Below are 17,007 nucleotides of genomic sequence, written 5' to 3' on the forward strand. Positions count from 1 at the left end.
TAAGTCACGGATTCAGGTTAATATTAACCGCGCTTAGAGCGTCGTCATTATTTCTGGTTGCTCAGCAATTCGCCAGTTACGGCTTGTTAAGCGGCCTGAGTAACGGCCCGGTTAAATGGCTTCTGGCTTTCGCTTTTTTCGACTTGGCCATTTTCATTTGGCATTACGCCAGCCACAAGTATGAATATTTATGGCGATTCCACAAAGTGCATCATAGCGATAAATGCTTTAGTGTCTCCACCGGATTTCGCTTCCATGTTTTCGATTTATTCCTGGAAATAATATACAAATGCGTATTTGTTGTGGTGATTGGCGTGGACGCCTACTTGGTACTTTCCATCGAAATTATCGAGTTATTTTTCATATTTTTCCATCACGCTAATATCCGGGTTCCAAACGAAGCCGCTATTTCCCAAATTATTATCACCCCTTCTCTGCACCGCACTCACCATTCAACCTTGCGCTCGGAACATGACAGCAATTACGGCATAGTGTTGGCTATTTGGGATCGGATGTTTGGTACCCGAAAAGAGCTGGTGCCCGCCAATATAGGATTGGATTTGATTGAAGCGGAGAATTTTATTCAACTGTTTTCTCTGGCATTTATTACCGAGCGGAAAATCCGGCAGTTAATGGGCTGGATTCCGAAAGGGAAAAAGTAAGTAATGGAACTTCTTTTATAAGCTACCGGTAATCAAGCCATGATTATAAAAACAATAAAAAATATTCCCGGCAGTGAAATTACCGATCCCTTGGTTTTTCAGCAACGCCGCACTCTGATCAAAGCGATGGCGGCGATGATGCTGACCGGCACCAGCATCCGAACCGGCTGGGCCGACAGTTCAAAACCGATATGGAGCGCAGTGCCCAAAAGCCGGTTATCGGCGCATGAGTTAGTGGTTACGCCGGCGGACGCCACAGAAAATTACAATAACTACTACGAATTTGCCTTCAACAAAGAAGACCCCAGAAGCCTGGCCCAAAGCCTGCGCGTAGATCCCTGGTCTGTCGAGATCGGCGGTGAAGTGGAAAAACCCGGCACATATCAATTGGAAGATATTCTCAGCCAGCACCCGCTACAAGAATATATCTATCGTTTCCGGTGCGTCGAAGCCTGGTCTATGGTGGTGCCCTGGGTGGGCTTTTCGCTGGGCGATTTGCTGAAAACCGCAAAGCCTCTATCAAGTGCCAAGTTCGTAAAACTCACTTCGGTTCATCAGCCTGACAGCATGCCCAAGCAACGCAATAACGGGATGCTGGACTGGCCCTATGTCGAGGGTTTACGTATCGACGAAGCCATGCATCCCTTGACCATACTAGCGGCCGGTATGTACGGCAACATTTTGCCTAAGCAAAACGGTGCGCCCTTGCGTTTGGTAGTACCCTGGAAATACGGCTTTAAAAGCATCAAGGCCGTCGTCAAAATAGAACTGCTGAAAAGGCCGCCGATTAGCAGTTGGAACAAGTTTGCGCCCAACGAATACGGCTTTTACGCCAACGTCAATCCGGACGTGCCGCATCCGCGCTGGAGCCAAAATAGCGAGCGGCTATTGGGCAGCGGCTTTTTTACCCCCCGCCGGCAAACCGAGTTATTTAACGGTTATGGCGAGCAGGTCGCTCACCTGTATCGTGATATGGATTTGAGGCATTTTTTCTAATGATTATGCAAATTAATAATTTGCGGTCTTTAACCATCGCGGTGTGTTTTATCCCGCTGCTTTGGGTAGTTTTCGATATTGCCTTTGATAATCTGGGTTCAAATCAAATGCAAGCCCTACATATTCGTTTAGGTGATTGGGCCTTGCGGTTTTTATGGATAACCCTGGCGATTACTCCCGTACAAACCGTCACAAAATGGCGCGGCATGACCGAGTATCGGCAATTATTCGGTTTATATGCTTTTTTTTACGCCAGCCTGCACGTCCTGGTTTATTTAGCGGTTGACCAGGTTTTTGCCTGGCGAATAATTGGTATCGATATTCTCGAAAGCTCGTATATCTGGTTCGGATTGATTGCCTACATTATTGTTTTTTCGTTGGGCATTACCTCCTCTAAAGCGTCCAAAAAGCTCTTGGGCAAAAGTTGGAAAAAACTGCATCGATTTATTTACATAGCAGCCGGCGCGGCAATGATTCATTATTTCTGGCAACTTAAAGGGAATCTGGCAGAGCCTTTATTTTATTTGCTGCTGATATTTATGCTGTTGGGTTTTCGCGCTGTAATCTGGTTTAAAAATAAGCAGTTAAGTCAAATGATGATTCCGAAAGGCCGCGCATCCACCGATACAGAATCCGATTAACCCACCAAGCCCTGAATCGACGGTAGGGTTTAGTCCTAGTAGTTTCCGGAGCAGAATTTATGAACACTAACTCGATTTTAATTAGCGGCGGCACCGGCTTTCTGGGCAGCGCGCTTACTAAACAACTAATCCAAAAAAACTATTCGGTGACGGTGCTGAGCCGTAGTGCCGAAAAAGTGGTCGCCACATTCGGCAACAGCGTTCAAGCGGTTAGCTCGATCACCGACTTACCGGATGCCGGCAGCTTTAAAGCGGTGGTCAACCTGGCCGGCGCAGGCATTTTCGATCAACGCTGGACCGAGCCACGCAAACAGCTATTGCATGATAGCCGCATCAAACTGACCGAACAATTGGTGGCCTGGATAGCATCAACCACCCAGCCCGCACCAGTACTGGTAAGCGGCTCGGCTATCGGCGTTTACGGCGATCAAGGCGACAAGTTTCTCACTGAAAGTAGCGCGAGCATTGCCGATTTCTCCCAACAGCTGTGCGCCGATTGGGAATCAGCCGCCTTGCAAGCGGAAAAATTCGGCAGCCGGGTCTGCCTGATACGCACCGGCTTGGTGCTGGGTGATAATGGTGGCATACTGAAACGCATGTTGCTGCCGTTTCGTTTAGGGTTAGGCGGACGCCTGGGGAATGGCAAGCAATGGATGTCCTGGATACATTTGCACGACTGGCTGGCTATCGTCGAAGCGATGATAGAAACTCCGGACATGCGCGGCGCATACAACGCCACGGCGCCCGACCCGGTCAACAACCAGCAATTCAGCGCCAGTCTGGCCGGCGTGCTGAATAGGCCGCTGCTGCTGCCCATGCCGGAAATAGCCCTTAAATTATTGCTGGGCGAGATGGCGGCGCTGGTCTTGGGCAGCCAACGCGTGCTGCCGGAGCGTTTATTGGCACAGGGCTTTGCATTTAAATATTCACAGTTGGATACCGCATTGCGCGATATTCTGAATAAACCCTAGGGGAACCTCTAAAAAAATCCCCTCTCCCTCTGGGAGAGGGCTAGGGTGAGGGGGATTTAAACAATTGATTTTAATTCCCTCATCCCAACCTTCTCCCTTTACCCCCTGTGGGCTAAGGGGGAAGGAGATTTTTTATTTTTAGAGGTCCCTTAGATAAACTACGGTCACATTTATGTTAATCGACAGTCTTTCCTTGCTATTTGCCTTTACCTCGTTCGTCACCTGGTACGAAACGCTGTTGATAGCCCTGGCCCTGGGCGTACTGGTATTTTATCTGACCCCCTCCCCCGCCCAGGAATGGGAAGAACGTACACCGGCCACGCTGTATTTTTACCTGCAATGGAGCTGGCTAGGTTATCTGCGGTTGAAAGACGCGTTCTATCCGTTTTTCATCCTGTACAACGCTGTACTGTTTTTCGCCGACTACCGGATCAACGAAGGCAACTTCACCGTAGCCAGCTGGGTGACTATCCATATCATCATGGCGATGCCCTTAATCTATTGGACCGGTGCGGTTTGGCGCTGCTCCGACAAGGGCACCAGCAGAATCTGGGCCGCCGTTGCCCGCCTGCTGACGGTGGCGGCATATTTCGACTTACTGCTGCGCTGGGTGATTTATCAGTACTACCCCAACATCATGTTCAGTTGTCAGCAAATGATCATTCATTGGGGCGACTGCTGAGCCGATGGCAAAAAAACGCTACAAAACCTCGCTGTTTATTTTCCGCCGCGATTTACGGCTGGAAGATAACACCGCACTCAACGCCGCCCTAAGCGATTCCGAGCATGTCATCGCCTGTTTTATCTTCGATCCTCGGCAAATCGAAACTCATCCTTACCAAAGTACGCCGGGCCTGCAATTCATGCTGGAATCACTGAGCGATTTGCAGCAGCAACTGCAACAGCAAGGTGCCGTGCTGTATATTTTCAACGATCAGCCCACTCACCTCATCGAGCCGCTGAAGCAGGAATTAGGCATCGAAGCGGTATTTGTCAATCGCGACTACAGCCCGTTCAGCCGGCAACGAGACAACGAACTGCGCAAACAGTGCGAAAAACTGCATCTGGCTTTTCACAGCCAAGCCGATTTGCTGCTGACCGAACCGGAGCAAGGTTTAAAAAGTAACGGCAAACCGTATCAAGTATTCACCGCGTTTCATCGGCAAGCCAGGCTCCAGCCGGTGTCGGCTCCTCAGCGCTTGGCGCCGGGTAAACTATCGGCAAAAGCCTATGCCGGCCACAAACCCGAGCTGCTACACCAACTGCAACAGCCGCACCACAACGCGCTGCCCGGTGGCCGGCAAGCGGCGCTGGAGCGCTTAGCCATCATCGGCAACTGCAAAAACTACCTTGCAGTCCGCGATTTTCCGGCCATGGCCGCCACCAGCCAACTGTCGGCCTATTTAAAATTCGGCTGCGTCTCGGTGCGCGAAGCTTTTTACAGCATCCAAGCCGAACTCGACCCCGACCATCCCTTGCTCCGCCAACTGTATTGGCGCGACTTTTTCACCCATATCGGCTTTCATTTTCCGCATGTGTTCGGTCATACCTTTGATAGACGTTACGACGGCTTGCTGTGGCGCAACGGCCAGGAGGACTTTTGGGCCTGGGCCAACGGCCAAACCGGCTTCCCGATTGTGGACGCCGCCATGCGCGAATTGAACCAAACCGGCTGGATGCATAACCGCTTACGGATGATCGTTGCCTCGTTTTTGGTCAAAGATTTACACGTCTCCTGGCGCTGGGGCGAACGTTATTTTGCGCAACGCTTGTTGGATTACGACCCGTGCGTCAACAACGGCAACTGGCAATGGGCAGCCTCCACCGGCTGCGATGCGCAACCGTATTTCCGGATCTTCAATCCGTGGTTACAACAGAAAAAATTCGATCCGCAATGCCTGTATATCAAGACCTGGATTCCGGAATTACAACGCTATCCGGCTGAGGTGATTCACAAGTGGGAAAAGCACCCGCTAGCCGGCGACTACCCTGCACCGCGCGTCGATCACGCGGTACAAAGCCATGCTATCAAAGCCCAATTCAAAGCCCTAGCCAATACAGCGGCTACACCGGAGTAAACCATGCGTTATGTATCGATAGTCTTATTAAGCTTGCTGTGCGCCTGTACCGGTATCCCGGAAGGCGTAAAAGTGATAGACGGCTTTGAGCTGGAACGCTATCTGGGCACCTGGTACGAAATCGCCCGCCTGGATCACAGCTTCGAGCGCGGCCTGACCGACATCAGCGCCGAATACAGCCTGCGCGATGACGGCGGCGTGAAGGTGTTAAACAGCGGCTACGATGCCGAACAAGGCCAACGAAAAATCGCCGAAGGCAAAGCATACTTTATCGACAAACCGGACATCGGCCGCCTGAAAGTGTCTTTCTTCGGGCCGTTTTACGGCGCCTATAACATTATTGCGCTGGATAAAACCGGCTACCGTTATGTGATGATTGCCGGCCCGGATCGAGACTATTTGTGGATACTGGCGCGCAGCCCGGAATTGGATCCGAACATCCGCCAGGAGCTGATTCAGCAGGCAAAAGCGCTCGGTTTTGCCACCGAGAAACTGATTTTTGACCAACACCCCAAGCAGTAAGCAGGATTAAGCATGCAGAAAATTTCGGTTGGCATCAGTGCCTGCCTATTAGGCCAGGAAGTGCGTTACGACGGCGCGCATAAGTATCACAGCTATATAGAGCGCACGCTGGGACAATATTTAGAATTTAGAGCCTTCTGCCCGGAAGTCGAAGCTGGCTTGGGCATCCCGCGTCCCTGCGTACAATTGCGGGAAACCGCCGACGGCATCCGTTGCGTCGGCGTCAAGGATCATAGTCTGGACGTGACTGAACGCTTGGAAGACGCTTCCGCCCGGCAACACGACTGGCTGGGCGGCTTATGCGGCTACATCCTTAAAAAGGACTCGCCCAGCTGCGGCATGACCCGCGTGAAAGTCTATAAAAACGACATTCCCGCCCGCCAAGGCACCGGCATATTCGCCGACTATTTACAGCGCACCTTCCCTAGTCTGCCGGTGGAAGAAGAAGGCCGGCTGGGCGATCCCGGCCTGCGGGAAAATTTTATCCAACGGGTGTTTGTGATGCGCCGCTGGCAGGATCTATGCGAACAAGGTTTGACCGCGCACGGTTTGATCACCTTTCACAGCCGGCATAAATTGATCGCGATGAGCCACGAGCAAAACCAGGCCCGCGAGCTGGGACGGATTATTGCCGGCGTCACAAACGCGGATATTGAAAGCATCGCCGGTGCTTACATCGCTGCGTTGATGACCTGCCTAAAAATCGTCGCCAACCGCGGCAACCATGTCAACGTGTTGCAACATATCCAAGGTTATCTGAAACACAAACTGGACAGCGACGACAAACAGGAACTGGTGGAAACCATCGAAAATTATCGCATCGGTTTATTGCCGCTGATCGTGCCGCTCACCCTGCTCCGCCATCATTTCCGTAGAGAGCCGGATGACTTTATCGACAACTCTTTTTATATGTTGCCGCATCCGGCGGAATTGTCCTTGTTGAACAGTATTTAACCGCTATTGCATCTGCTCACGTTCGCGCTGATAAGCATCGTAACTCTGCCGCCGTTCGCAATCGTTAGACATGGCTTTTTGACACTGCAATTGCCCGGCGTTCTGTAACGCATGATAGCCCAGGCGTTGCGGCCAATCCGCGCTGCAAGCAGCCATCCCCAGCGCAGCGGATACGGCCAAAATACTATTTAATCCTCGCATCCCAAATCTCCTAAAAAATGTCCGAACCGCTAATGGCTGCAATATACAACATGCGGCAGGCTGGGCCGGCAATAAATCAAGCCCGGATTATTCGGAAAATCGCTACAATGCAGCCCTATTCCGCAAGTTGACTGGCTGAAAATATGGACATGGAAATCGCTGAAAAATCCGAAAAATACGCCGCTTTTCTAAGCCTACTAAAACGCAAAGGCAAGCTCTCGGACAGCGACCTGGGCAAGGTGCGACGTATGCAAAAGTCGTCTTTGGACGATTCCTTACCGCAAATGCTGATCAAATTGGGTTTGTGTTCCGACAGCGACATCGCCGGCAGCTTCGCCGAAGCCAGCGGCATTACCCGCGTCACACCGGCACAGTATCCGCCGCAATCGCCGCTACCGGACAGTGTTTCCCAGCGTTTTTTAAAGCAATATCACGCGGTGGGCCTGGCGGCCGACGATGAACAAGTCCAAGTCGCGGTGATGGACCCAGAAGACGACTACGTCATGCAAGCCTTGCAACTGGCTCTCGGCAAGCCTGTTAAACTGCACATCGGCCAGCTCTCGGAAATCGACGCCGCGCTGGAATTGCAATACGGCGAAGGCAAGTCGCAAATGGACAAGCTGATGGACAACCTCAATGTCGAGGAGGAAGGCAGCGAAGACCTGGAACATTTAAAAGACCTGGCCAGCGAAGCGCCCATCATCAAAATGGTGAACTTCATTCTGCAAAAAGCCGTGGAAAGTCGGGCGTCCGACGTGCATATTGAGCCATTCGAGCAAAGCCTGAAAGTGCGCCTGCGCATCGACGGGGTGCTACAAGACATCGACTCGCCCCCCGTCGCCTCCACCGCTGCGGTGCTATCGCGGATCAAGATCATGGCCAAGCTGAACATCGCCGAGCGCCGCCTGCCGCAGGACGGCCGCATCAAATTGCAAATGATAGGCAAGGAGCTGGATTTGCGGGTTTCGACCATCCCTACCCTACACGGCGAAAGCGTGGTGATTCGCTTGCTCGACAAGGAAAACGCCGTATTGGACTTCGAAACCCTGGGCTTCGTCGGCAAACAAGCCGAGCGCTTCATGGAAGTGCTGGCGCAACCGCACGGTATCTTGCTCATTACCGGCCCGACCGGTAGCGGTAAATCGACATCGCTTTACGCCGCGTTAAAAACCCTGAACACTTCCGAACGCAAAATCATCACCGTCGAAGATCCGGTGGAATATCAGCTGGAAGGCATCAACCAGATCCAAGCCAAACCGCAAATCGGCCTGACTTTCGCCTCTGCCTTACGCTCCATTGTTCGGCAAGACCCGGACGTGATTATGATCGGCGAGATGCGCGACCTTGAAACCGCCAAGATCGCGGTGCAATCCGCGTTAACCGGCCACTTGGTATTGTCCACCCTGCATACCAACGATGCCGCCGCCGGCGTCACCCGCTTGCAGGACATGGGCCTGGAAGAATACCTGCTCAGCTCGACGATCAACGGCATCCTGGCCCAGCGTCTGGTGCGCCGCCTGTGTCCGCATTGCAAACAAGCCCATCCGGCTTCGGAGACACTGATCGAGGAAATGAAACTACGGAACTGGCAACCCACCGGCGAAATTCTGCTGCACAAACCGGTCGGTTGCCCCACCTGCAACGGCATTGGCTACAAAGGCCGACTGGCGATCATCGAATTTCTGACGATGACCGACACCATCCGCAAACAAATCATGAAACACGAAGAAGCTTTCGTGATCCAGCAAACCGCTATCCAGGAAGGCATGCAAACCATGTACGAAGACGGCGTGGGCAAGGCCTTGCAAGGCATTACCACGCTGGAAGAAGTGTTGCGGGTGACGACCGAGGCTTAACGGAAATAGCGATGCCGGTAATCTCGCGGTTTTATGGGATCATGATCAGAATGTACCTGATTGACCGGGAACATCCGCCCCGCCACATCCATATAAAATACGCCGAATACGAAGCAGTGATGGAACTGGATAATTTGAACATTATTGATGGCCGGATACCCAAAACTTTCATCCCATAGCACCTTTGGAGTAAGTGATATGAAACTGCAACAGTTCGAACAATTGGATGGCTACCGTTTTAAACTGGTTTTTGAAAACGGCGAAACTAGACAAACCGACCTGAAAGAATTGGTAGGCGACCATGTAGCTATCGATGCACTCTGCTCCGCCCGATTGGACCCTGAGTGGGGTTGTCTGGAATTCAACGGCGGATTGGTCGATATCGAACCAAAAACCCTCTACAAATTTGCCTGCACGGAACAATTTGAGCGGGCTGCTTAACTTAAAGGCTTAGTGGAATTAGCGAAGAAATGTAGGGTGGGCAACGCTTTTTTGCCCACCGTTTGATACCGCGTGGGCACAAAAACCGTGCCCACCCTACGTGGCTGACCGTTATGCGCTTGCTTGACCAACAAGATAGTTATAACATTGTTATTATCATCTTTGTCAGGAGCGTCCCATGCGCACCAATATTAGAAAAGTAGGCAACTCACGCGGCGTCATCATTCCCGCTGCCCTGCTGGCGGCTTGTGAGCTGGGCGAAGAAGTGGAACTAACGGTGCAAGGCAAAACCCTGGTCATCGAAGCGCTGAAAACCCCGCGCCAAAACTGGTTTACCGCCTTCAAGCCCGAGCGAGCGGACGACGATGTTTGGTCCGAACTGCCCTCAGACGAAGGTGATGAAGAATGGAGCTGGTAAAGCGCGGCGAAGTGTATTGGGTCAATCTTGACCCCACCATTGGTACTGAGATTAAGAAAACTCGCCCGGGCTTAATCGTTTCGCCTGACGACATGAATGCCGCCCTGCCGCGAGTGATCATCGCCCCCTTGACCAGTAAGGGCCAAGCGCTGGGATGCCGGCCGAAAGTGGTATTTGACGGCAAACCCGGAAAAATCCTGCTGGATCAAATCCGTAGCGTCGACAAGCGGCGCTTGGGCGCCAAAATGGGCGAAATACAAACTCAGGTATGGCATGCATGCTTGTTGGAAATGCTGTCGTAATATTTATCAAAAATCGTAGCTTGGGATAGCCGACGTGTTGGGTTACGCCTATCTGCTACCCCAACCTACAATGGATTGCAGCAAACTTAACTACCGAACGCCATGACCGCCACCCACCACAGCGACCTGCTGTCGCAGCTCAACGGATTGAACGAACAACAATTGCGCCGCTTGCTGGTCGAGCATCTCACCAAACAAAAACTCGGGCTGTACTGGGAAGCCAACGCCATCGAGCGCGATGCGGCGCTGAATGCCAATCTGGTGTTGCCGCGCCTGGTGCCTGCACATTCTCTGTGGCCGGAAAACCAAATCACCTGCCCCAACCTGATCATCGAAGGCGACAACTTTGACGCGCTGCGCCTGCTCAACGCCACCCATCGCGGCAAGATTCGAGTGATTTACATCGACCCGCCCTACAACACCGGCAACAAAGACTGGGTGTACAACGACCACTATGTCGGCGCCAACGACCGTTGGCGGCATTCGCAATGGCTGGAGTTTTTATACCGGCGGCTGACGCTGGCCCGCGACCTGTTGACCGCCGACGGTGTGATATTGGTATCGATCAACGACGAAAACCGGGCTCGGCTGGAATTGTTGCTGGATGAGGTGTTTCCGGGGAGGCGAGTAGGGAGTTTTGTATGGAAAACTCGGTCGGGATCGAATGATCAGTCTGGACATCGTTTCTCTGTTGACCACGAATACGTTCTTGTCTATGCCAACGGCAATTTCAAATTTTCTGGCGAAGTTAAAGATTTCTCGCAGTACAAAAATCCAGACGGTGATCCAAGAGGACCTTGGAAAACCGGCGATTTATCCAAGTCTCATACTTACCTTGATCGCCCAAATGGCTATTACCCCATTCAAAATCCGCTAACTGGCGTTTGGTATCCTTGTAACCCAAGCCGGGTATGGGCTTTCGCCAGTGAAAACATCGTTGACGATGTTGAGAAGTTACAAGCGAAAACTATGGAGCAGTATATCCGGGAAGGGAAAGTTATCTTTCCATCACAAGAAAACGAACGCGTTGAAATTTGGGAGACAAAAGAAGCTCTGCTAAATGCAATTGCATTAAGTGATGTGCCGGTACGCCCAAAAAACAAGACTCCGCTTATCACTCCTGAATTACCTGATATCGATTTTTGGATTGGCAAGCCTGTCGGTTTTGGAAGACCCTGGTTCAAGCGGCATCAAATAGATTTACAAAGTGAAGTTAGACCGATTTCAAGCTGGATAAGGGGGGCATCAGAGGAAGATTCTCTCGATGAATTTATAGTAGGCATCGTTGCGCAGCGTAGTGGTACAGGTGAGCATTCAGTAAACGAGATATTGGGGTTCAACGCATTCCCGTTCCCTAAGCCATTGTCACTTATAAAAGGATTGCTACGCCAAGCCACTCAGCCCGGCGACATTGTCCTGGATTTCTTCGCCGGCTCCGGCACCACCGGGCAAGCGGTATTGGAACTGAATGCCGAAGACGATGGGCAGCGCCGCTTCATTCTGTGTTCCAGCAGCGAAGCCACCCATAAGGAACCGGACAAGAACCTGTGCCGCGACGTCTGCGCCGAACGTATCAAGCGAGTGATGCAAGGTTACGGCGACAAGCCCGGCCTGGGCGGCGGCTTTGCCTATCTGCAACTGGATTTGCTGGAAGCCGCCGATGTCGGGTTCGAAGCCACTGCCGATCATGCCCAGCAGTTGTTGGCTTTGCGTGAGCAGCAGGCGACGGTTAAACCGTTCGTTTCGACTCCGCTCAGCGGGCAGACCTATGCTATAGGGACTACTTTTCCGGCTGGAAAAGAAAAGCCCCTTCTCCCTCAGCACTCTCAAGGGCATAAAGGAGAAGGCTGGGATGAGGGGATTAAAACCAGCCATCTTTTAAATTCCCCTCACCCTCACCCTAACCCTGGGCACCCAAATGGGCATAAAGGAGAGGGGATAAACCCGGCAGCTCCGGGACAGATAGCGCATGAAGGAGCTACTGTTGCTGGAGCAATCCGCTGGATAGCCGGCGACAATCAGCTGGCGGTATTGCTGTGCAGCGAAGTTACTCCCGATACCTTGGCGCAATTGGCGGCGTGGCCGGCCGAGCGGCTGGCGGTGTATTCACCAAGGCCCGACAGCGTGCGCGATTATTTGCTGAGCCTAGGCCGCGACATCAACAGTTATAGCCTGCTGGATGCCTTGCTGCGCGGGCAAACCAGCTGGCAAGGACGATGAACATGGATGTCAATATCAATTTAATGGCCACCACCGGCCAAGGCCCTCTGCTGGAACCCGAAGCCTTTCAAGCACGCTTGATCGACAGCCTGACCACCACCCTGCTGCGCGCCAATCAGCCGCCCTGTTTGCTGCGCGCCCCCACCGGCGCCGGCAAGACCTTTATATTGGCGCGGGTGCTGGCTAACGTCAGCGCCGAAACCGGCGTGGCGTGGTTCTGGTTCGTGCCCTTTGTCAATCTGGTGGCACAAACCCTGGACGCCTTAGCCTGCAATGCGGCGGATTTGACGCCGCTATTACTCAATCACGGCCGCAATCAGGACACTGCCGCCGGCCAGGTGTTGGTTTCCACGGTGCAGGCAGTAGCCAGGGCCCAGTGGCGCAATCAAGGCTATAACGCCGATGGCGACGACGACACCCGCACCATCGCCGAATGGGTGGCGCGCGCCAGAGCCAAGGGTTTGCGGATTGGTCTGGTGGTGGACGAGGCGCATATTGCCTTGAAATCAACTACGGAATTTGGCAAGTTTGCCCAGTGGATGCAGCCGGACTTTTTGATCATGGCCACCGCCACACCCAAAGATCAGCATTTACTGGGGTTTCTGGCTAGTGCGGGCAGATCGGAATTCGAGGCCTTCGCGGTCAGTCGCGATGATGTGGTGCAAGCGCGTCTGAACAAAAAATATATCGAGGCGGTGGTCTACGACTTGCGGCAAAGCGTGCAAACGGTTGCCGACTTGAAAAGCACGGTTTTGCGCCAGGCCTGGAAACGCAATCAAAAACTGAAACGCGACTTAGCGGCAGCCGGCATCGCCTTGACGCCCTTGCTGTTGGTGCAAGTTGCCAACGGCGACCAGGCGGTGGACGACGCCGAGCATGATTTGCTGCACTTGTGCAAAGTGCCGCCGCAGGCGATTGGCAAGCATTCCGCGAATGAACCCGACCCGGTATTGATGGCGGCGATTGCTAACGATGCCAGCAAAGAGGTGCTGATCTTCAAGCAGTCGGCCGGCACGGGTTTCGATGCACCCAGGGCGTTTATATTAGCCTCCACCAAACTGGTCAACGATCCGGATTTTGCGATGCAGTTTATCGGCCGGGTGATGCGGGTATCGCAAGCCATTCGTGCCGCTTATCCGCGCAGCCAGCCGATTCCGGAGGACTTCGATACGGCCTATGTGTATCTGGCAAATGCCGAAGCGCAAAAAGGTTTTGAGCAGGCGGTGCAGGCCACCAGCCAGGTAAAAAGCCAACTGGAAGGGCAAACCGAGAAAATGACGCTGCGGCAAACGGTATCCGGCGCGACGGTGATTACCAATAAAACCAGTCAGCAAACGCCGCTGGTTTACGACACACCGCTGCCATTAAAGGACGGACCCGAAACCATCAAAGAACCGGAGAGCATCCAAAAACCGCCAGCGGGACCACAGACCGACTTGTTTAGCGGTGATGGTGATAACGACCTGGACCAGTTGGTTCCGACGAGTAAGGGCCAGCCCAAAACACCTCCAAGTTTGCCGAAAGACCTGCCGAGTTTGCATGAACAACTGGCCGAACGAGAGATTCGCTGTTATGCGCTACGGGCCGATCTAGCTAATCTGCCCAAGGCCTTGAAACGCGAGCAGCGGCCACAGTTTCTGGGTATGACAGCGCTGTCCAAATCGGTAGCGGCGAAGCTGGATATTCCGGATAAATTAGCTGGCGATGCCATCAAGGTCGCGCAAAACCGGATGCGCGAAATTGAACGGCACACCGAATTGACCACCCACCACAGCCATGACGAAAACGTCTTGATCGTTACTGACCGGAGCGAGTTGGCGAAACAAGCCATGCAAGCGCTGCGGGCGCTGCCGCAAGCCGAGGAAGAAGACATCCGCACCATTTTGGCGGTGTTGGCGCAACGGTTACTGCCATTGCTGCAAGCCGCGCTGGACGAATGGGATGACGAGCAACGCCCGGACGCCAAGGCCGAACAACGCATGGCCCGCGACGCCGCCCACTGGATCGCCAAACAGCAAGCCGATAAACTGGCGGAAGCCATGCACGAAGCGATAGCTCAACAGGCCGAAACCCTGGATGCCGCGCCGTTGCCGGATGCGCTGCTGTTTCCGGCGGCCCTGCCGCTGAGCCCGTCGCGGAAAAATATCTATGGGGTATTTCCCCCCAACAGCGACGAGCTGGCGCAAGTGGAGCAAAGTATATTTCTGGATGATAGAGTCTGGTTAAAAGATCGCGACTGGCCGTTTGGTTTTTTCACCGGCCAATTTGACGCCGGCACGGCGTTGAACGGCGAGGAACTGGCTTTTGCCAAGGCTTTGGATCGCAGTGAGTTTGTGGTCTGGTGGCATCGCAACCCGGATCGCAAACCGTATTCGGTGAGGCTGGTGCGCGGCGAGCATCGCAATTTTTTCTATCCGGATTTTATTGTTTGCCTGGAGCATTTTCCAGGCGACGAACCCTTGCTGCGCTTGATCGAAACCAAAGAAAACGTCAAAGACGCCGCCCGCAAAGCCAAGCATATCCCCCATTTTTATGGCAAAGTGCTGTTCCTGACCAAGGATCAAAAACGCCTGAAATGGGTCAAGGAAGACGGCAGCTTGGGCGATGATGTGGATTTGGACGATTTAGGCGAGATTAGGGAATGGTTGCGGCGGACCAGACCGGATTGAGAAACCAGCTATTCGCAAGTCTTCATCGCTGCCGCTCCCGCACAAAAAAACAGACAATCGTGCAAAAGTATTTACAGGAGGAAACCATGCAAGCCATCGAATTTGATGCTCACATCGAAAATGGGCTAATTCATTTGCCGAAAAAATTGCAGAGTTGGCAGGCCGGTAAGCACGTCAAGGTTATTTTGCTGGCCGACGACGGCGCCGACGAAAAACAGATTCATCCAGATATAAAATCGATTAATAGTCACGCCGGAAAATTGAAATTATCTAAGGAGCCTTTGAGTTTCCAAGACGCCATCAGAAACGAATGGTCATGAACATTGTTCTGGACACCAACGCCGTACTATATTTGCTGGGTGGACGCCTAGCCGATGATTTTAACGAGCCGCTTGATGAACTTAAGGATTACATGTGGTGAGTTACCTTATCGACACACAGATTTTAATCTGGACATTGGTGACGCCGAACAAATTAGCTCAACAAGCAAAAGATACCTTAGACAAGGAAACAATTTTTGTCAGCCAGATTAGCTTCTTCGAGATCGCCATTAAACAAAAGCTTGGGAAATTAACTGAACTAATTTTCACAATCAGTCAGCTAACGAACTTTGTCGAACGAGATGGCTTTAATCTTCTTGGTATTGAAAACAGACATATCGATGCCTACGCCGAAATACCATTGTTAGCGAACCACTGTGATCCCTTCGACAGATTATTGCTCGCCACGGCTTTTAGCGAAAACATGCCAATTATTTCCGCCGACGAAAACTTTGCTTAATATCAACCGCAAATCCAGCTAATCGCCAACCGTTAATCATTCCATGCCATTATTTTCCTACAAAGCCGTCAACAATCAGGGTGTCGCCGAAGACGGGGTGCGTAATGCGGCCGACGAGCAGGCTTTGCTGCTGGAACTGCAAAGTCAGGGGCTGATTCCAATCCGCATCGAGCTGGCTAAAGATAAAACTTTCCTGGGTTTCAAACTGAAGTCAGCCACTGTCAAACTGTCGCAAAAGGAAATCGGTATGCTGACCGGTGAATTGGCGACTTTGCTGGAGTCCGGCTTGCCACTTGACCGCTCGTTGACGATTCTGATGCAGTTGACCGAAGAAAACCCGAAACTGAATAAGCTGGTCGGCGAAGTGCTGGAAAAGGTCAAAGGCGGCAAGGCGCTGGCCGATGCCTTGGAAAGCCAGAGCGGGGTGTTTTCCAAGTTTTACCTGAACATGATCCGCGCCGGGGAAATGGGCGGCAATCTCGGCGGCGTATTGATGCGTTTATCCGAGTATATGGAGCGGTCGCAAGAACTGAAAGATACGGTCAGCACCGCGCTGATTTATCCGGCGATTTTGTTGGTGATGTCGCTGGCATCGCTGTTCGTGATGCTGACCTTCGTGGTACCGCAATTTAAGGAAATGTTCGATAGCGCCGGCCAAGCCTTGCCGGTGCCGACTCAGATCGTAATCGGCCTGGCCGAGTTTCTGCAAAGTTATTGGTGGGTGCTGCTGATTGTTATTCTTGGCAGCGTGCAAACTATAAAATCGCAGTTGGCCGATCCGGCCGGCAAGAAAGCCTGGGACGGCCGGCTTTTGAAATTTCCGCTGTTCGGCGACATCATCCTGACCATGGAAATAGCAAATTTCAGCCGCACCTTCGGCACTTTATTAGGCAACGGCGTGTCGATTTTAAAATCGCTGGGCATAGTCCGGGAAACCGTCGGCAACATGGTTTTGGCGGATCTGTTGGAAAATGCCGAAGCGCAGCTCAAGCAAGGCCGGACGATGTCGGACGCATTGGCCCAGCAAAACCTGTTTCCCAAACTGGCGGTGCAAATGATTAAAATGGGCGAGGAAACCGGCAAGTTGGAGGAAATGCTGATGCGGGTAGCCACCATTTACGACAAGCAACTAAAGACCACCATCCAGCGGATGCTGGCGCTGCTGGAACCGGCTTTGATTATTTCGTTGGGCTTGATGATAGGCGGGATTATCGTCTCGATTTTACTGGCGATTTTGAGCGTGAACGATCTGGCCATGTAAGTAAAATCACCAATTGATTCTAGGACTGTAAAAGC

Annotated in this window: 19 protein-coding genes; 18 read left to right on the plus strand and 1 reads right to left on the minus strand. The window is 52.5% G+C overall.

Annotated elements, in window-relative coordinates:
• From A1332_RS16815 to A1332_RS16850, 8 genes are all read left to right on the plus strand, one after another.
• A partial coding sequence (locus A1332_RS16815; RefSeq protein WP_064009597.1) for a sterol desaturase family protein occupies positions 1-662 on the plus strand: 662 nt, incomplete at its 5' end.
• Positions 663-701: 39 nt separating this feature from the next.
• Positions 702-1,658 carry a protein-methionine-sulfoxide reductase catalytic subunit MsrP gene (msrP, locus tag A1332_RS16820; RefSeq protein ID WP_064009598.1) on the plus strand — a complete coding sequence of 319 codons (957 nt, stop codon included), beginning with the start codon at positions 702-704 and terminating at the stop codon, positions 1,656-1,658.
• A complete protein-coding gene (locus tag A1332_RS16825) occupies positions 1,658-2,299 on the plus strand; it encodes a sulfite oxidase heme-binding subunit YedZ (RefSeq protein WP_064009599.1) in 642 nt (213 codons plus the stop codon). The genes msrP and A1332_RS16825 overlap by 1 nt, the downstream gene beginning before the upstream one ends.
• Before the next feature lie 59 nt (positions 2,300-2,358).
• Positions 2,359-3,270 (plus strand): TIGR01777 family oxidoreductase, encoded by a 912-nt coding sequence (locus A1332_RS16830; RefSeq protein WP_064009600.1) that lies wholly within the window; start codon positions 2,359-2,361, stop codon positions 3,268-3,270.
• Between the two features lie 172 nt (positions 3,271-3,442).
• Positions 3,443-3,952 (plus strand): hypothetical protein, encoded by a 510-nt coding sequence (locus A1332_RS16835; RefSeq protein WP_064009601.1) that lies wholly within the window; start codon positions 3,443-3,445, stop codon positions 3,950-3,952.
• A 4-nt stretch (positions 3,953-3,956) separates the two neighbouring features.
• On the plus strand, positions 3,957-5,348 hold the full coding sequence (locus A1332_RS16840; protein ID WP_064009602.1) for a cryptochrome/photolyase family protein: 1,392 nt from the start codon (positions 3,957-3,959) through the stop codon (positions 5,346-5,348).
• A 3-nt stretch (positions 5,349-5,351) separates the two neighbouring features.
• Entirely contained in the window at positions 5,352-5,870 is a 519-nt protein-coding gene (locus A1332_RS16845) for a lipocalin family protein (protein WP_064009603.1), read from the plus strand.
• Between the two features lie 12 nt (positions 5,871-5,882).
• Positions 5,883-6,824: a YbgA family protein gene (locus tag A1332_RS16850; RefSeq protein WP_064009604.1), complete on the plus strand. Its 942-nt coding sequence runs from the start codon at positions 5,883-5,885 to the stop codon at positions 6,822-6,824.
• Between the two features lie 3 nt (positions 6,825-6,827).
• Here the strand turns inward: A1332_RS16850 and A1332_RS16855 are convergent, their stop codons facing one another.
• On the minus strand, positions 6,828-7,025 hold the full coding sequence (locus A1332_RS16855) for a hypothetical protein (protein WP_064009605.1): 198 nt from the start codon (positions 7,023-7,025) through the stop codon (positions 6,828-6,830).
• A 143-nt stretch (positions 7,026-7,168) separates the two neighbouring features.
• Here A1332_RS16855 and gspE point away from each other — a divergent pair, with 143 nt between their 5' ends.
• The 10 genes from gspE (at position 7,169) to A1332_RS16900 (ending at position 16,972) form a co-directional block, all read left to right on the plus strand.
• Positions 7,169-8,881: a type II secretion system ATPase GspE gene (gspE, locus tag A1332_RS16860; protein WP_064009606.1), complete on the plus strand. Its 1,713-nt coding sequence runs from the start codon at positions 7,169-7,171 to the stop codon at positions 8,879-8,881.
• A gap of 11 nt (positions 8,882-8,892) precedes the next feature.
• Positions 8,893-9,060: a DUF4160 domain-containing protein gene (locus A1332_RS24940; protein WP_082879746.1), complete on the plus strand. Its 168-nt coding sequence runs from the start codon at positions 8,893-8,895 to the stop codon at positions 9,058-9,060.
• Positions 9,061-9,079: 19 nt separating this feature from the next.
• Entirely contained in the window at positions 9,080-9,322 is a 243-nt protein-coding gene (locus tag A1332_RS16865) for a DUF2442 domain-containing protein (protein ID WP_064009607.1), read from the plus strand.
• 178 nt (positions 9,323-9,500) lie between these two features.
• Entirely contained in the window at positions 9,501-9,740 is a 240-nt protein-coding gene (locus A1332_RS16870) for an AbrB/MazE/SpoVT family DNA-binding domain-containing protein (protein WP_064009608.1), read from the plus strand.
• Positions 9,728-10,042 (plus strand): type II toxin-antitoxin system PemK/MazF family toxin, encoded by a 315-nt coding sequence (locus tag A1332_RS16875; RefSeq protein WP_064009609.1) that lies wholly within the window; start codon positions 9,728-9,730, stop codon positions 10,040-10,042. Before A1332_RS16870 ends, A1332_RS16875 begins: the two co-directional genes overlap by 13 nt.
• A gap of 102 nt (positions 10,043-10,144) precedes the next feature.
• Positions 10,145-12,262: a site-specific DNA-methyltransferase gene (locus tag A1332_RS16880; protein WP_064009610.1), complete on the plus strand. Its 2,118-nt coding sequence runs from the start codon at positions 10,145-10,147 to the stop codon at positions 12,260-12,262.
• Positions 12,259-14,931 carry a DEAD/DEAH box helicase gene (locus A1332_RS16885; RefSeq protein ID WP_197491491.1) on the plus strand — a complete coding sequence of 891 codons (2,673 nt, stop codon included), beginning with the start codon at positions 12,259-12,261 and terminating at the stop codon, positions 14,929-14,931. Before A1332_RS16880 ends, A1332_RS16885 begins: the two co-directional genes overlap by 4 nt.
• Before the next feature lie 59 nt (positions 14,932-14,990).
• Entirely contained in the window at positions 14,991-15,251 is a 261-nt protein-coding gene (locus A1332_RS16890) for a hypothetical protein (protein WP_197491492.1), read from the plus strand.
• A gap of 97 nt (positions 15,252-15,348) precedes the next feature.
• The gene (locus tag A1332_RS16895) at positions 15,349-15,711 is read left to right on the plus strand and encodes a type II toxin-antitoxin system VapC family toxin (protein WP_064009612.1); all 363 of its coding nucleotides are present in this window, start codon (positions 15,349-15,351) and stop codon (positions 15,709-15,711) included.
• A 43-nt stretch (positions 15,712-15,754) separates the two neighbouring features.
• Entirely contained in the window at positions 15,755-16,972 is a 1,218-nt protein-coding gene (locus A1332_RS16900; protein ID WP_064009613.1) for a type II secretion system F family protein, read from the plus strand.
• Positions 16,973-17,007 lie beyond the last annotated feature (35 nt).

The sequence above is a fragment of the Methylomonas methanica genome (genome assembly GCF_001644035.1).
Classification (GTDB): Bacteria; Pseudomonadota; Gammaproteobacteria; order Methylococcales; family Methylomonadaceae; genus Methylomonas; species Methylomonas methanica_A.